The 15753-nt window shown below is 62.2% G+C and carries 14 protein-coding genes and 1 pseudogene; 9 read left to right on the top strand and 6 right to left on the bottom strand.

Annotation, left to right across the window (positions count from 1 at the left end):
* Positions 1 to 122 precede the first annotated feature (122 nt).
* The 4 genes from ACOI7Z_RS00810 (at position 123) to ACOI7Z_RS00795 (ending at position 4774) form a co-directional block, all read left to right on the top strand.
* Positions 123 to 1079: a LacI family DNA-binding transcriptional regulator gene (locus tag ACOI7Z_RS00810; protein ID WP_072096504.1), complete on the top strand. Its 957-nt coding sequence runs from the start codon at positions 123 to 125 to the stop codon at positions 1077 to 1079.
* 121 nt (positions 1080 to 1200) lie between these two features.
* Complete coding sequence (locus ACOI7Z_RS00805; RefSeq protein ID WP_023288802.1) at positions 1201 to 2010, top strand: inositol monophosphatase family protein; 810 nt, start codon at positions 1201 to 1203, stop codon at positions 2008 to 2010.
* 110 nt (positions 2011 to 2120) lie between these two features.
* The gene (locus ACOI7Z_RS00800) at positions 2121 to 3479 is read left to right on the top strand and encodes an MFS transporter (RefSeq protein ID WP_012968715.1); all 1359 of its coding nucleotides are present in this window, start codon (positions 2121 to 2123) and stop codon (positions 3477 to 3479) included.
* A 26-nt stretch (positions 3480 to 3505) separates the two neighbouring features.
* Positions 3506 to 4774: a histidine phosphatase family protein gene (locus tag ACOI7Z_RS00795; RefSeq protein ID WP_065882556.1), complete on the top strand. Its 1269-nt coding sequence runs from the start codon at positions 3506 to 3508 to the stop codon at positions 4772 to 4774.
* A gap of 60 nt (positions 4775 to 4834) precedes the next feature.
* Here ACOI7Z_RS00795 and mtnA read toward each other — a convergent pair whose 3' ends face one another.
* A complete protein-coding gene (mtnA, locus tag ACOI7Z_RS00790) occupies positions 4835 to 5863 on the bottom strand; it encodes an S-methyl-5-thioribose-1-phosphate isomerase (protein WP_086075242.1) in 1029 nt (342 codons plus the stop codon).
* 101 nt (positions 5864 to 5964) lie between these two features.
* Here mtnA and mtnK point away from each other — a divergent pair, with 101 nt between their 5' ends.
* Positions 5965 to 7164, top strand: coding sequence for an S-methyl-5-thioribose kinase (gene mtnK, locus ACOI7Z_RS00785; RefSeq protein WP_072421324.1), 1200 nt, complete (start codon positions 5965 to 5967; stop codon positions 7162 to 7164).
* A 646-nt stretch (positions 7165 to 7810) separates the two neighbouring features.
* Here mtnK and ACOI7Z_RS00780 read toward each other — a convergent pair.
* The 4 genes from ACOI7Z_RS00780 to ACOI7Z_RS00765 form a co-directional block, all read right to left on the bottom strand.
* On the bottom strand, positions 7811 to 9052 hold the full coding sequence (locus tag ACOI7Z_RS00780; RefSeq protein ID WP_087849774.1) for an LVIVD repeat-containing protein: 1242 nt from the start codon (positions 9050 to 9052) through the stop codon (positions 7811 to 7813).
* A 117-nt stretch (positions 9053 to 9169) separates the two neighbouring features.
* Complete coding sequence (locus ACOI7Z_RS00775; RefSeq protein ID WP_023288796.1) at positions 9170 to 10234, bottom strand: sugar ABC transporter substrate-binding protein; 1065 nt, start codon at positions 10232 to 10234, stop codon at positions 9170 to 9172.
* A 20-nt stretch (positions 10235 to 10254) separates the two neighbouring features.
* On the bottom strand, positions 10255 to 11253 hold the full coding sequence (locus tag ACOI7Z_RS00770) for an ABC transporter permease (RefSeq protein ID WP_087849775.1): 999 nt from the start codon (positions 11251 to 11253) through the stop codon (positions 10255 to 10257).
* Positions 11250 to 12752, bottom strand: a complete 1503-nt coding sequence (locus tag ACOI7Z_RS00765) for a sugar ABC transporter ATP-binding protein (protein ID WP_087849776.1) — start codon at positions 12750 to 12752, stop codon at positions 11250 to 11252. Before ACOI7Z_RS00765 ends, ACOI7Z_RS00770 begins: the two co-directional genes overlap by 4 nt.
* Before the next feature lie 163 nt (positions 12753 to 12915).
* Here ACOI7Z_RS00765 and ACOI7Z_RS00760 point away from each other — a divergent pair, with 163 nt between their 5' ends.
* From ACOI7Z_RS00760 to ACOI7Z_RS00745, 4 genes and pseudogenes are all read left to right on the top strand, one after another.
* Positions 12916 to 14004: an oxidoreductase gene (locus ACOI7Z_RS00760; protein ID WP_087849777.1), complete on the top strand. Its 1089-nt coding sequence runs from the start codon at positions 12916 to 12918 to the stop codon at positions 14002 to 14004.
* A 57-nt stretch (positions 14005 to 14061) separates the two neighbouring features.
* Complete coding sequence (locus ACOI7Z_RS00755; RefSeq protein WP_004885764.1) at positions 14062 to 14805, top strand: SDR family NAD(P)-dependent oxidoreductase; 744 nt, start codon at positions 14062 to 14064, stop codon at positions 14803 to 14805.
* A gap of 232 nt (positions 14806 to 15037) precedes the next feature.
* Positions 15038 to 15121, top strand: a pseudogene (locus ACOI7Z_RS00750) (type II toxin-antitoxin system RelE/ParE family toxin); the annotation flags it as partial.
* Positions 15096 to 15500 (top strand): helix-turn-helix domain-containing protein, encoded by a 405-nt coding sequence (locus tag ACOI7Z_RS00745; protein ID WP_032455082.1) that lies wholly within the window; start codon positions 15096 to 15098, stop codon positions 15498 to 15500. The pseudogene ACOI7Z_RS00750 and the gene ACOI7Z_RS00745, both read left to right, overlap by 26 nt.
* Here ACOI7Z_RS00745 and ACOI7Z_RS00740 read toward each other — a convergent pair.
* Positions 15497 to 15694 (bottom strand): YbdD/YjiX family protein, encoded by a 198-nt coding sequence (locus ACOI7Z_RS00740; protein WP_023288790.1) that lies wholly within the window; start codon positions 15692 to 15694, stop codon positions 15497 to 15499. The two genes, ACOI7Z_RS00745 and ACOI7Z_RS00740, sit on opposite strands and share 4 nt — an antisense overlap.
* Between the last annotated feature and the right edge of the window lie 59 nt (positions 15695 to 15753).

Raw genomic sequence — 15753 nt, 5'->3', positions numbered from 1 at the left:
GCCTTTCTGTGATACCTTTTCAGGCAGTGTGCGTGACCGACGCCCGCCCGGGCGTCGGCTTCCTGGAAAACAGACGGCGCGAAACGACGATGAGCGATAAAAAATGGATTAAGGCCGAGGATGTGGCCAGACTGGCCGGCGTCTCGCGCTCGGCGGTCTCCCGTACCTTCACCCCCGGCGCCTCGGTGTCGGAGAAGACCCGGCAGAAGGTGCTGAGCGCCGCGGAAGCTCTGGGCTATCAGGTGAATATCATCGCCCGGACGATGATCACCGGCAGCAGTAATTTTATCGGCATCGTCACCGCCGGTTTCGACAACCCGTTTCGCAGCAAACTGCTGGCGCCGCTGGTCCATCAGCTGGCGCTCAACGGCTTTATGCCGCTGCTGATGAACGCTGACGATCCGCAGCAGCTCGCCCCTTCGCTTAAACAGCTGCTGAGCTACCACGTCGCCGGCGTGATCATCACCTCCGGCGCGCCGCCGCTGTCGCTGGCGGAAGAGTACCTGGCGCGCAAGATCCCCGTCACCCTGATCAACCGTCATGCGGACCTCGCCGGCTGCGACCGGGTGTGCAGCGATAACGCCCAGGGGGCGAAGCTGGTGGCGGGCTTGTTCAGTCGTCGAGGCTGGCGGCAGGTTGGCTTTATTGGCGAAAATCGCGAGAACTTCAGCACCCGCCAGCGTTATGACGCTTTCATCGCTCAGACGTCGGGCATGACGGTGACCAGCCGCTTCTGCGACGGCGGCGGTTATCAGGCCGGCCACCAGGCCGCCCGAGAATTAGTTGCTGAAAACCCCGGGGTGCAGGCCCTGTTCTGCGCCACCGATATGCTGGCGCTGGGCGCCCTGGACGGCCTGCGGGACGCCCCCGCCGCCGCCCCGCTACCGGCCATCGTCGGCTTTGACGATATCCCGCAGGCGGACTGGCGCCCCTATCAGCTCACCACCGTTCAACAGAATACCGCCCTGCTGGCCCACCACGCGGTGGATCTGTTGATGACGCGGATCGCCCGCTTCAGCCTGCCCTCGCGCCATCGCGAAGTGCCGGTGAAACTAATTATTCGTCAAAGTGCGAAATGAAAAAATCATTTTATGCTGGATCGATCACAGAATCTTCTGTGAAACCCGGCCACACTCATTCGGCCCTTCGGGGCTGTTTTTTTCACGCAAAATGCACACGTGTGCAAAATAGGGAGTCACTATGCAATCTCAGGAATCAGAAGCGCTACAGGCCCGCTACCGCCTGGCCTGCGAGCTGGCGAAAGCGGGGGCTGAGCTGGCGTTTGAATACTATCAACAACGCGAAGCGCTGACCGTCGACCATAAGGGCGACGATCTGCAGGATGTGGTCAGCGTGGCCGATAAGCGGGTGGAGGCCTTTGTGAAACAGCGCATTCAGAGCGCGTTTCCGGAGGATGGCTTTCTCGGCGAAGAGAGCGGCGCCCGCCTGTCCGACGCGCGGGTGCTGTGGGTGGTCGACCCCATCGATGGCACCAGCTGTTTCCTCAACGGCCTGCACACCTGGTGCCTGTCGCTGGCGATCGTCGCCGACGGCGAACCGGTCATCGGCGTGGTCTATGACCCTAACCATCGCGAGCTGTTTCACGCCCTGCGGGGCCATGGCGCCTGGCTCAACGACGCCCCGATCCGTCCGCACCCCGCGACGACGGTCAGGGAGGGGGTGATGGGCGTCGGCACCTCGCATCGCGTCACCCCGGCGGACTTTCTGCCGTTTCTGCAGGCGCTGCTCAGCGACGGCGGCATGTTTATCCGCAACGGCTCCGGCGCGCTGATGAGCGCCTGGGCGGCGGCAGGCCGGTTGATTGGCTACTACGAGCCGCACATGAACCCGTGGGACGCCCTGCCGGGGCTGGTGCTGATGCGCGAAGCGGGCGGCGCCAGCAACGATTTTCTGGCGCAGGAGGGGATCCAGCGCGGCAACCCGCTGCTGCTGGCCAGCCAGACGCTCTACCCGCAGCTGAAAAAGATGATCCTACAACCATTACATTAACCCTTACGGGTCAGGCTATTTCTGATTATGTACTCTACACAGTAACGATAACTTCATTCACGGACGAACCACATCAATCAGTCAGGCCTCCGACCTGCGGAGAACCACCTATGTCTGGAATTATCGCTTTTTTCCGGGCGTCGCCGCCGAAAGCGGGCGCCGCGTTTGATGAACAGCGTTTTCGCCGGGTGCGCTGGCAAACCTTTATCGCCATGACCCTGGCCTACGTCACCTTTTACGTCTGCCGGTTATCGTTCACCGTCGCCAAAAGCGCGCTGGTGGAGCTGGGGATCACCCCGACGGAGCTCGGCATGATCGGCTCCACCCTGTTCTTCAGCTACGCCATCGGCAAACTGGTCAACGGCTTTATCGCCGATCACGCCAACGTGGTGCGCTATATGAGCCTCGGTTTATTGCTCAGCGCCGGGATGAACCTGATGATGGGGATGACCACCAACGCCCTGCTGCTGGCCATCTTCTGGGGGATCAACGGCTGGGCGCAGTCGATGGGCGTCGGCCCCTGCGCGGTCTCGCTGGCGCGCTGGTACGGCGTTAAGGAGCGCGGCACCTTCTATGGCATCTGGTCGACGGCGCATAATATCGGCGAGGCCGTCACCTATATGGTGATCGCCGCGGTGATCGCCGGGTTTGGCTGGCAGATGGGCTACCTGTCCACCGCCGCGCTCGGCGCCGCCGGCGTGGTGCTGCTGGTGCTGTTCATGCACGATTCGCCGCAGAGCAGCGGCTTCCCGTCCATCAACGTCATCCGCGATGAACCGCAGGAGGAGGCCGAAGCCCGCGGCTCGGTGTTTAAAAACCAGCTGCTGGCGCTGCGCAACCCGGCGCTGTGGACCCTCGCCCTCGCCTCCGCCTTTATGTACATCGACCGCTACGCCGTCAACTCCTGGGGGATCTTCTTTCTGGAGCAGGATAAAGCCTATTCCACGCTGGAGGCCTCCGGGATTATCGGCGTCAACGCCATCGCCGGCATCGCCGGGACCATCATCGCCGGCATGCTCTCCGACCGCTTTTTCCCGCGCAACCGCAGCGTGATGGCCGGGTTTATCAGCCTGCTGAACACCGCCGGCTTCGCCCTGATGCTCTGGTCGCCGCACAATTATTACACTGATATTCTGGCGATGATTATCTTCGGGGCAACCATTGGCGCTCTGACCTGCTTCCTCGGCGGGCTGATCGCCGTCGATATCTCCTCGCGCAAAGCGGCGGGGGCCGCGCTCGGCACCATCGGCATCGCCAGCTACGCCGGCGCCGGCCTGGGCGAGTTTCTCACCGGGATCATTATTGATAAAACGGCTATCCTTGAGAACGGCAAAACGCTGTATGATTTCAGCACGTTGGCGCTGTTCTGGGTGGGTACCGGTCTGGGTTCTGCGCTACTCTGTTTTACCACTGCCGCCATCGTCGCCCGGCGCCATGCCGTCGAACGGCAGACCTCGTTCTCCTCATAACCGATTAACGAATTAAGGAAGAAGATATGATGCCTGCAAGACATCAGGGGCTGTTACGCCTGTTTATCGCCTGCGCGCTGCCGCTGCTGGCGCTGCAATCTGCCGCCGCCGCGGACTGGCAGCTGGAGAAAGTGGTGGAGCTTAGCCGCCACGGGATTCGTCCGCCGACGGCCGGCAACCGGGAAGCCATCGAGGCCGCCACCGGACGACCATGGACCGAGTGGACCACCCATGACGGCGAGCTCACCGGTCATGGCTATGCCGCCGTGGTCAATAAAGGGCGTGAGGAAGGCCAGCACTATCGCCAGCTTGGCCTGCTGCAGGCGGGATGCCCGACGGCGGAGTCGATTTATGTGCGCGCCAGCCCGCTGCAGCGGACGCGGGCGACCGCCCAGGCGCTGGTGGATGGCGCCTTCCCCGGCTGCGGCGTCGCTATCCATTACGTCAGCGGGGACGCCGATCCGCTGTTTCAGACCGACAAATTCGCCGCCACGCAAACCGACCCCGCCCGCCAGCTGGCGGCGGTAAAAGAGAAGGCCGGGGATCTGGCGCAGCGTCGGCAGGCGCTGGCGCCGGCCATCCAGCTTTTGAAACAGGCGGTTTGTCAGGCCGATAAGCCCTGCCCGGTCTTCGACACCCCGTGGCAGGTCGAGCAGAGCAAAAGCGGGAAAACCACCATTAGCGGACTGAGCGTGATGGCCAATATGGTGGAGACGCTGCGTCTCGGCTGGAGTGAAAACCTGCCTCTCAGCCAGCTGGCGTGGGGCAAGATCGTCCAGGCCAGTCAGATCACCGCCCTGCTGCCGCTGTTAACGGAAAACTACGATCTGAGCAACGACGTGCTGTATACCGCGCAAAAACGCGGGTCGGTGCTGCTCAACGCCATGCTCGACGGCGTCAAACCAGAGGCGAATCCGAACGTACGCTGGCTGCTGCTGGTGGCCCATGACACCAATATCGCCATGGTGCGCACGCTGATGAACTTTAGCTGGCAGCTGCCTGGCTACAGCCGGGGAAATATCCCGCCGGGCAGTAGCCTGGTGCTGGAGCGCTGGCGCGACGCGAAGAGCGGGGAACGCTATCTGCGGGTCTATTTCCAGGCGCAAGGCCTCGACGACCTGCGTCGTCTGCAGACGCCGGACGCGCAGCACCCGATGCTGCGTCAGGAGTGGCGTCAGCCGGGCTGCCGTCAGACCGACGTCGGTACGCTGTGTCCCTTCCAGGCGGCTATCACCGCGCTGGGTCAGCGTATCGACCGGCCCTCCGCCCCGGCGGTAGCGATGGTCCTGCCGTAGCGGCCCGGCGATTGCCCGGGCCCGGGAAAACCGTTTTTTCCAGGCCCGGCACAGGGTCCGCTATCCGTGGTCCGCCGCAAACGCCCCGGCGGCAACTTGCGCCGGGGTGACCACCCCGCTGTCCAGCACCCAGCCGCTAATCAGCCCGGCAGGCGTGACGTCGAACGCCGGATTGTAAACGGTGGCCCCGGTCGGCGCCCACTGTACCGCGCCAAAGCTGCCCGCCACCCCGGTCACTTCCGCCGCGGCGCGCTGCTCAATGGGGATGGCCGCCCCGTTCGGGCAATGGCGATCGAGGGTCGTCTGCGGCGCAGCGACGTAGAACGGGATCTGGTGGTAATGGGCCAAAACCGCCAGCGAATAGGTGCCGATTTTATTCGCCACATCGCCGTTGGCGGCGATACGGTCGGCGCCGACCCACACCGCATCCACCTGCCCCTGCGCCATCAGGCTGGCGGCCATTGAATCGGTGATCAGCTGATAGGGCACGCCCAGTTCGCCCAGCTCCCACGCGGTTAAACGTCCGCCCTGCAGCAGCGGCCGGGTTTCATCGACCCACACGTTGGCCACCTTTCCCTGCCGGTGCGCCAGCGCGATAACGCCCAGGGCGGTCCCCACCCCGGCGGTCGCCAGGCCACCGGTGTTGCAGTGGGTCAGCAGGCGGCTACCGGGCTTCACCAGCGCACTGCCTGCCTCAGCGATGCGGTCGCACAGCTGTTTATCTTCTTCGACCAGACGCAGGGCTTCCGCTTCCAGCGCCTGCGGGTAATCCTCCCGGGCCAGCGCCTGCTTCATGCGATCCAGATTATTCATCAGGTTGACCGCCGTCGGCCGCGCCGCGCGCAGCGTCTCCAGCGCCTGCTGGAGTTCATCCCGGCTCAGGCCGCGCTGGGCCAGCAGGGCCAGCAGCAGGCTGGCGGACAGGCCAATCAACGGCGCGCCGCGCACCCGCAGGGCGTGAATATGGTCCACCAGCAGCGCAACGTTATCCGCCGCCAGCCAGCGTTTTTCCTGCGGCAAGGCCTGCTGGTCGAGAATAAAAAGCTGATTTTCACTCACCCGCAGGCTGGTGGTCTGTAATGTCTGCATGTCGTTAAATCCCTGTTGCGTTGTTGTATCACATTGTGTCAGGATGAAATCCAGAAGTATAGACGTCTGAACGGCTTAATCAGAATTCGAGGATCGAGGCAATGTCGCAATACCATACCTTCACCGCCCACGACGCCGTGGCTTACGCGCAGCAGTTCGCCGGCATCGACAACCCATCTGAGCTGGTCAGCGCGCAGGAAGTGGGCGATGGCAACCTCAATCTGGTGTTTAAAGTGTTCGATCGCCAGGGCGTCAGCCGGGCGATCGTCAAACAGGCCCTGCCCTACGTGCGCTGCGTCGGCGAATCCTGGCCGCTGACCCTTGACCGCGCCCGTCTGGAAGCGCAGACCCTGGTCGCCCACTATCAGCACAGCCCGCAGCACACGGTAAAAATCCATCACTTTGATCCCGAACTGGCGGTGATGGTGATGGAAGATCTTTCTGACCACCGCATCTGGCGCGGGGAGCTTATCGCTAACGTCTACTACCCTCAGGCGGCCCGCCAGCTTGGCGACTATCTGGCGCAGGTGCTGTTTCACACCAGCGATTTCTATCTCCATCCCCACGAGAAAAAGGCGCAGGTGGCGCAGTTTATTAACCCGGCGATGTGCGAGATCACCGAGGATCTGTTCTTTAACGACCCGTATCAGATCCACGCGCGCAATAACTACCCGGCGGAGCTGGAGGCCGATGTCGCCGCCCTGCGCGACGACGCCCAGCTTAAGCTGGCGGTGGCGGCGCTGAAGCACCGTTTCTTTGCCCATGCGGAAGCGCTGCTACACGGCGATATCCACAGCGGGTCGATTTTCGTTGCCGAAGGCAGCCTGAAGGCCATCGACGCCGAGTTCGGCTACTTCGGCCCCATCGGCTTCGATATCGGCACCGCCATCGGCAACCTGCTGCTGAACTACTGCGGCCTGCCGGGCCAGCTCGGCATTCGCGACGCCGCCGCCGCGCGCGAGCAGCGGCTGAACGACATCCACCAGCTGTGGACCACCTTTGCCGAGCGCTTCCAGGCGCTGGCGGCGGAGAAAACCCGCGACGCGGCGCTGGCTTACCCCGGCTACGCCTCCGCCTTTCTGAAAAAGGTCTGGGCGGACGCGGTCGGCTACTGCGGCAGCGAACTGATCCGCCGCAGCGTCGGGCTGTCGCACGTCGCGGATATCGACACTATCCAGGATGACGCTATGCGGCATGAGTGCCTGCGCCACGCCATTACCCTGGGCAAAGCGCTGATCGTATTGGCCGAGCGTATCGACAGCGTCGACGAGCTGCTGGCGCGGGTGCGCCAGTACAGCTGAGCGCGGCCTGTTGCCCTCACCCCAGGGAGAGGGAGCAAACCCTAAAAAAGTGTAATCTTCAGGGATTGCCCGGCGGCGCTGCGCTTGCGCGGGCCTACAGATAACCGCATGACGGTTTGATCTTGCAGTCTTTCGTAGGCCGGGTAAGGCGAAAGCCGCCACCCGGCAGAAATGCGAGCACAATTTTGCGTTGACCTTGTCCTCACCCCGGCCCTCTGCCACAGGGAGAGGGAGCAAAGCCTAAAAAGTGCATTCTTCTGGGATTGCCCGGCGGCGCTGCGCTTGCGCGGGCCTACAGATAACCGCATGACGGTTTGATATTGCAGTCTTTTGTAGGCCGGGTAAGGCGAAAGCCGCCACCCGGCAGACATGCGAGCACAATTTTGCGTTGACCTTGCCCTCACCCCAGGCCTCTCCCCTGGAAGAGGGAGCAAAGCCTAAAAAGTGCAATCTTCTGAGATTGCTCGGCGGCGCTGCGCTTGCGCGGGCCTACAGATAACCGCATGACGGTTTGATATTGCAGTCTTTTGTAGGCCGGGTAAGGCGAAAGCCGCCACCCGGCAGACATGCGAGCACAATAACGAAACAGGTTTGTCATCAGCCAGAAAAAGGCAATTGTCATTGCCTTTTTGCGTTTACCTTGTCCTTACCCCAGATACTCAATCACCGACAGCCCGCCGTTGTAATCGGTGCTGTAGATAATGCCCTGCGCATCGACAAACACATCGCAGGACTGGATCACCCGCGGGCGGCCGGGACGGGTATCCATCATCCTCTCAGGAGCAGCCGGCACCAGCGCCCCAGTCTCCAGCGGACGATACGGGTTGGAAATATCGTACGCCCGCACGCCGGCATTCTGATAGGTGGCGAAGATAAGCGTTGAGCTGACAAAGCTCCCCGGCCGGTTCTCATGCAGGTTATGCGGCCCGAAGTGCGCCCCTTTCGCCACATAGTCGATTTCATCAGGCTGTGGGAAAGTCGAGATACTTACCGGGTTCGCTGGCTCGCGAATATCAAACAGCCAGATCAGCTTCTCGCCGTCCTCCTGATGGTCGAGCACCGCTTCATCCAGCACCACCAGCAGATCGCGATCCGGCAGCGGCAGCGCGGTATGCGTTCCGCCGCCGAACGGCGGGCTCCAGTTGCGATGGCTAATCAGCGTCGGCTGGGTACGGTCTTTGACATCCAGCAGCGTCAGGCCGCCGTCGCGCCAGCTGCCGTAGGCGGTATCCCCGGCAATAATGGCGTGGTGCAGCGCATAGCGTTTACCCTGCGGCCAGTCCGGTGTTTCACCGCCCGCCTGGTGCATCCCCGGCAGCCACCAGCGCCCGGCAACCTGCGGTTTACGCGGATCGGCCAGATCGATGGTCAGGAAGATGTAGTCGGTAAAACCGTCGATCAGCGCGGACACATACGCCCAGCGGCCGCCGACGTACCAGATGCGGTGAATGCCGATACCGCTCAGCGACAGAAAGCCAATTTCACGCGGCTTATCCGGCGTGGAGATATCAAACACGCGCAGCCCGGCGCTCCAGCCGTTGTCCTGCACATCGCTGACCGTGTCACCCACCGAGCGGGTGTAGTACACCTTCTCATCGGCAAAACGGGCATCGGCAAACAGATCCCGGGCGTTGATCACCAGCAGCAGATCGTCATGCGCCTGGAGGTGCACGTTCCAGGTGCCCGGCGGCGCGGCAATATAGTTGACCGTGGTGGGCCGGGTCGGATCGCGAACATCGACCACGGAAAAACCCTGCGACACCATATGGCCGATATAGGCGAATCCGCGGTGCACCATCAGCTGGACGCCGTCCGGACGACCGCCCTGGTCGCTATGGCCGATCAGCCGCATATTGCGGCTGTATTCTGGGGAAGGTAATGCTGACATAGGGAATTCCTTTCGCCCGGTGGCGCTGCGCTTACCGGGCCTACGGGTGCTGTTGGTTTTCCCCCTCTCCCTGTGGGAAAGGGCAACAGGCCGCCCCCGCCGCCACCCGGCTTCGTTTTATTTGTTTTTCGCTTCCAGCGTCGCAAACCACGGCGCGATAAAGTCTTCCGTCTGGCCCCAGCCCGGAATGATTTTCCCCAGCGAGGCCACGTTCACCGCCCCCGGCTGGGCCGCCAGCAGCGCCTGCGGGATCGCCGCCGCCTTGAAGTCGTAGGTGGCCGGCGTCGGCTCGCCGGCGATCTTATTGGCGATCAGCCGCACGTTGGTCGCGCCGATAAGCTTCGGATCCACCGCCACGCTCACCTTCCACGGGCTGCCGGCTTCGCGCATCAGCTGCAGATCCTGGTTGGAAATATCAATACTGTAGAGTTTGATCTCGGTGCGGCCGTTCTCTTTGAGCGCCTTATAGGCCCCCTGGCTAAAGGCATCCCAGGTGCCCCAGATAGCGTCGATTTTCCCTTTCGGATATTTGGCGAGGATCGCCCCCACCTTGTTAGCGGTATCGCCCTGCACATCGGACGAAACGGCGCCGATCGACTCCAGCTCTTTAATCCCCGGATTTTGCTTCAGCAGCGTCTGGTAAGCCGCCTGACGGCGCTCCATTGGCGGGAAACCCGCCACCCACAGCTTGACGATGTTGGCTTTGCCGTTGAAATCTTTCACCAGCTGGCCAAAGGAGAGATCGGTCAGTGAGGCGTCATCCTGCTGGCTGACCGTCACGCCGGGGATCTCGCCGCTCACCGCGGTATCGAACACCGCCACTTTGATCCCGGCGTCCACCGCCTTCTTCACCAGGGCCGTCGAATAGGGGTCACGCCCCTGGGAGAGAATAATGCCGTCGTATTTCTGGCTGATCGCCTGGTTGACGAAGTCCTGGAACTTGGCGTCATCGCCGTTGCTCAGGAAGGTGCTGATTTTGAAACCGAGCTTTTTGCCTTCCTGCAGCGCCCCGGCGACAAACTGGGTGGTGTTATCGTCAGACCCCAGGTTGCGGATCACTGCAATGCGGATCGGGCCATTGTGTTCGGCAATGGCCGCCGGCACCGGCGTCGGGGCGGTGGCCAGCGCCGCCGTCGACTGCAGCAGACCCAGCGTAATGAGAGAGAGTGCGATCTTTTTCATGCGGTTTACCCTGTAAAATGTTAAGTACGGCGCTGAAAATAGGTCAGTGCCAGCGCGCCAGCCAGTACCAGCCCTTTAATAATGTCCATCGCGTAATACGGCACCGAGAGCATCACCAGCCCGTTGGAGAGCACGCCGAGGATCACCGCCCCCACCAGCGTCCCCAGGGCGTTCGGTTTGCCGGAGCCGGCCAGCGAAAAGCCGATCCAGGCCGCCGCCACCGCGTCCATCAGATAGCCGCCGCCGGCGTTAACCTGCGACGATCCGATACGCGAGGCCAGCAGAATGCCGCCGAGCCCGGCCAGCAGCGAGGCAATCACGTACGCCGCCACTTTATAACGCGTGATCCGCAGGCCGGAGAGCCGCGCCGCCTCCGGGTTGCCGCCGATGGCGTACATCCGCCGGCCGTGGGTGGTGAACGACAGCGCCAGCTGGGCGACCAGCGTCACCACCAGCATGATGATGACGATGGTCGGCACCTGGCCCAGCGCGCCAAACGCCGCCGGGAGGGTGCCGTCCGCCATCTCGCCGCTCGGCAGCACCATGTTTTCGGTAATCGACCCGCCGTAGCTGTATGTCATTGCCACCCCCTGAATCACAAACAGGCTGGCCAGGGTGGCGAGCATGTCGGGGATGCGCAGCACCACGATCAGAAAGGCGTTAAACAGCCCCACCAGGGTGCAGAGCGCGAGGGTGATCAGGATGGCTTCGGTGGTCCCCAGGCCGTGCCAGACAAACAGAGAGATCACCAGGGCGTTGGCCAGCGACGCCGTCGATCCGACGGACAGATCGAAGCCGCCGATGGTGAGGGAAATCGACACCCCAATGGCAATCACCGTCACGATGGCTATCGAGCGCAGAATGTTGATGATGTTGAACGGGTCAAGGAAGTTGTCCGAGGCGAAGCCAAAGACCGCCACCAGCAGCACCACGGTCAGCAACATGCCCCACTTATAGAGAAAATCAAAAAATCGCTGACGGCCCGATACCGTCGCGCTCACTGCCAGGGCCTTGCTCACGCTGCCGCTCCTCCGGTTGAATAATAAAGCAGTGTCTCTTCCCGGGCTTCCGCGCCGGGGATCTCCGCCACGATCCGTCCGTCCCATAGTACGCAGATGCGGTCGCATAAACCGACCAGCTCGGCGAATTCACCCGAGGCATAAATCACCCCTTTGCCTTCCCGCGCCAGACCATCGATCAGCATGAACAGATCGGTTTTCGCTTTCACATCGACCCCTTTGGTCGGTTCGTCAAAAATCAAAACGTTGGCATCGCCGCGCAACCATTTGCCAATGGCCACCTTCTGCTGATTGCCGCCGGACAGACGACGCAGCGTCTGACCGGGACCGGTGGCGCGCACGCCGAGGCGGGCTATCACCTCCTCCGCCCAGCGCCAGGCCTGGCGATGGCCGAACAGGCTCCAGCGCGAAAAGTGGTTATCGGCGCTGACCGCCAGGTTCATCGCGATCGGCTCTTCGATGAAAATGCCCTCTTTGCGCCGCTCCTCCGGGACCAGCGCCAGGCCGCGCCCCACCGAGTCGGCGGGATCCCGCGGCCGCCACGGCTGGCCGTTCAGCTCGCCGCGCTGCACCCGGCTTTTGCTGGCGCCGAACAGCGCTTTGCACAGCTCGGTTTTGCCCGCCCCGGCCAGCCCGGCGATCCCCAGAATTTCCCCCTTACGCAGGCGCAGCGAGATATCCTGCAGCAGCGCCTCATCGTGCAACCCTTCCACCTGCAGCAGCACTTCTTCACCGTGCGGCGGACGCGGCGGCGGGAAGATATCGCTCAGCTCGTGGCCCAGCATCTTATCGACAATCTGTTCCCCGCTCAGCGGCGCCATCGGGCCGCTCTCAATCAGACGCCCGTCGCGCAGCACCGTCAGGGTGTCGCAGATCGCCTTCAGCTCGTGGATGCGGTGCGAAATAAACACCACCCCGATCCCCTGCTGCTGCAGACGGCGTACCACCGCAAACAGGCGTTCGCTTTCATGCTGATCCAGCGGCGCGGTGGGTTCATCGAGGATCAGAAAGCGGCAATGGTGCGACAGGGCGCGGGCCAGCAGGATCTGCTGTTTTTCGGCGAGCGTGCAGCTGTCAATAGAGCGCCTGACGTCCAGCGCCACGTCCAGCTGCGCCAGCGCCTCGCGCGCCAGCTGCCGAACCCGCGACCAGCAGAAGGTCGTCCCCGGCTCCGCCAGCCTGTCCAGCATGATGTTTTCGGCAATGCTCAGGCCCGGCACCAGCGCCACGTCCACCTCCTGCTGCACCAGGTGGATCCCCAGCTGTTTGGCATCCCGCGGCGAACGAATGGTGACCGGCTGGTTATTGATCGTCACTTCGCCCTGATAATGGGCGTGGGTGCCGCACAGTACCGCCATCAGCGTCGACTTACCCGCGCCGTTGGCGCCGGTCAGGGCATGCACCGACCCGCCATGAAGGGTGAAGGCTACCTTGTTCAGCGCCTGAAAGCCGGAGAAGGCCAGGCTAATGTTATGCATCTCAAGGCGATTCGCGCTCATCACTGCTCCCGTGCGGCAATTAATCTTCTGATTTAACGAATTTTTCATAGCCGCCGCTGGCTGACAACTGCGTAAAAAGCATAAGATACAACGAAATAATATTAGCCATCTGGATGTCCAGACATAACATCAGGTTAGCCCAACACCTATAAGGACAGCTTTCATGAGCAACAGCGAGATCCGCGTCGTGCCCGGCCCGGCCAACTATTTCTCCCACCCTGGCAGCCTTCAGCGGCTAAGCGATTTTTTTAACGCCGACCAGCTGTCGCGGGCGGTGTGGGTCTATGGCGAGCGCGCCCTGGCCGGCGCCGAACCTTTTCTGCCGGCGGCCTTCCACCTGCCGGAAGCGAAAAAGATCCGCTTTACCGGCCACTGCAGCGAACGCGACGTGGCGGGGCTGGCGCAGGCCTCAGGTGACGATCGGGCGGTAGTGATTGGCGTAGGCGGCGGCGCGCTGCTCGACAGCGCGAAAGTGCTGGCCCGCCGCCTGGGGGTTCCGCTGGTGGCCATCCCGACCATCGCCGCCACCTGCGCGGCATGGACGCCGCTGTCGGTGTGGTACAGCGACGCCGGACAGGCCCTGAATTTTGAGATCTTCGATGACGCGAATTTCCTGGTGCTGGTCGAGCCGCGCATCATTCTCAACGCCCCGGCGGAGTACCTGCTGGCGGGCATTGGCGACACCTTAGCCAAATGGTATGAGGCAGTGGTGCTGGCGCCGCAGCCGGAGGCCCTGCCGCTCACCGTGCGGCTGGGGATTAACGGCGCGCTGGCGATCCGCGACGTGCTGCTGGCCAGCAGCGAAACGGCGCTGGCGGACCAGCGCCGCGGCGAGCTGAGCCAGGCGTTTCGCGATGTGGTGGATGCAGTTATCGCCGGCGGCGGGATGGTTGGCGGGCTGGGGGAACGCTACACCCGGGTCGCCGCCGCCCATGCGGTGCACAACGGGCTGACGGTGCTACCGCAGACGGATAAATTCCTCCACGGCACCAAAGTGGCCTACGGCATTCTGGTGCAAAGCGCCCTGCTCGGTCAGGATGAGGTCCTTGCGCAGCTGGTGCAGGCCTGGCAGCGCTTTAACCTGCCGGCGACGCTGGCGGCGCTGGAGGTCGATATCACTAACCGCGCAGAGCTTGACCGGGTCATTGCCCATACCCTGCGCCCGGGCGAGTCGATTCACTATTTACCGGTGACGTTAACCCCTGAGGTTCTGCGCGCGGCGTTTGAGAAGGTGGAATACTTCAGCCGTTAATCACCCCGACCGTCTATACCTAATGATGATTCTCACCACTCTCGCAACGAGGTCATCATGCAGATCGATTTAACAGGTAAGAAGGCGCTGGTTACCGGCGCCAGCCGTGGGTTGGGTCGGGCTATCGCCCTGTCGCTGGCGCGCGCCGGCGCCGACGTGGTTATTACGTATGAAAAATCGGCCGATAAAGCCCAGGCGGTCGCCGAGGAAATAAAGGCGCTGGGTAGGCACGGTGAAGCGGTGCAGGCCGACAGCGCCAGCGCGCAGGCGATTCAGGATGCCGTCACCCATGCGGCGCGTTCCCTCGGCGGGCTGGACATTCTGGTCAACAACGCCGGGATCGCGCGCGGCGGCCCGCTGGAGTCCATGACGCTGGCGGACATCGACGCGCTTATCAACGTCAATATTCGTGGGGTGGTTATCGCCATCCAGGAGGCGCTGGTGCATATGTCAGACGGCGGGCGCATCATCAACATCGGCAGCTGTCTGGCTAACCGCGTGGCGCAGCCGGGCATCGCGGTTTACTCGATGACCAAGTCCGCCCTCAACTCCCTTACCCGCGGCCTGGCGCGCGATTTAGGCCCCCGCGGGATCACCGTTAACCTCGTCCATCCCGGCCCGACCAACAGCGATATGAACCCGGAAGATGGCGAGCAGGCCGATGCCCAGCGTCAACTTATTGCGTTAGGTCACTACGGCCAGCCGGAAGACATCGCCGCGGCGGTCACCTTCCTCGCCAGCCCGGCCGCCGGGCAGATCTCCGGCACCGGGCTGGACGTGGATGGCGGTTTGAACGCCTGATCGCACATTTTCTGCAAGCCTCTGTCGCCCGGCAGAGGCCTTTTCGAGCCGCCTCGACGCGTTGCGTTTTGCCGCTTACCTGCGTTTTTTCTCCGCTCTACCCTACCCCATAAGAAATTCGGAATTTATCTAATAGTCTTATTATTTCCTTATATTTTGTGTGGTCGTACAGTGGAGGTACGGATGAAGATTGTCTGGTCAAAAACGGCAGATAAGCCATTTTCTAAAATCGATAGTGGCGGTTAAACGCCGAACCACCACCACCTACCTGCATGAGGAGCATGCCGAATATGACTATTCAGTACATCAAGGATGAAGAAGGAAAAGACCAGTATGTCGTCATTCCTTACAGTGATTACTTTCGTATGCGCCTGGCTCTGCTGGAGTACGACGACGAGGATGAAAGCGACTGGGAAGATATTCCTTATGAATCAGACATCTATGATAACGTCATGCTGCCAGGCGAAGTATGCGACGTGATGCATAAAGAAAACGTCAGCCTGCAGGCTGCGTGGCGCATCCTGCGCGGGATGTCCCAGCAGGAGGTCGCCGAAAAGCTCGGCATCAGCCAGTCCGCCGTGTCACAGCTGGAAGCGCTGGACTCCCGTCCGCAGAAGCGCACCCGCGAGAAGCTGGCGGCGCTCTACGGCTGTAAGCAGGAGCAGATCAGCCTCTATCTGCCGAAAGAGGGTTAACAGCACTTCGCCCCGCCCTTGCCGCCGTAGCGGGCGTCCTGGCGTTCGCGGAAAAATGCTTCGTAGGTCATTGGCGTCTGATCCGGATGGTTGACGCGCATGTGCTCGACGTAGTTGTCGTAATCCGGCACGCCGATCATCATTTTGGCGGCCTGGCCCAGGTACTTACCTGCTTTGGAAAGGGTGTCGAACATAATTCTGATCTCACAGAAAAAGTACGCCGGGTAAGGCGAAGCCGCCACCCGGCACACAG

Origin of the sequence: Klebsiella sp. C283, assembly GCF_048822555.1 — a bacterium.
In the GTDB taxonomy this organism is placed as follows: Bacteria; Pseudomonadota; Gammaproteobacteria; order Enterobacterales; family Enterobacteriaceae; genus Klebsiella; species Klebsiella quasipneumoniae.
This window is presented reverse-complemented; position numbering and strand designations above follow the sequence as displayed.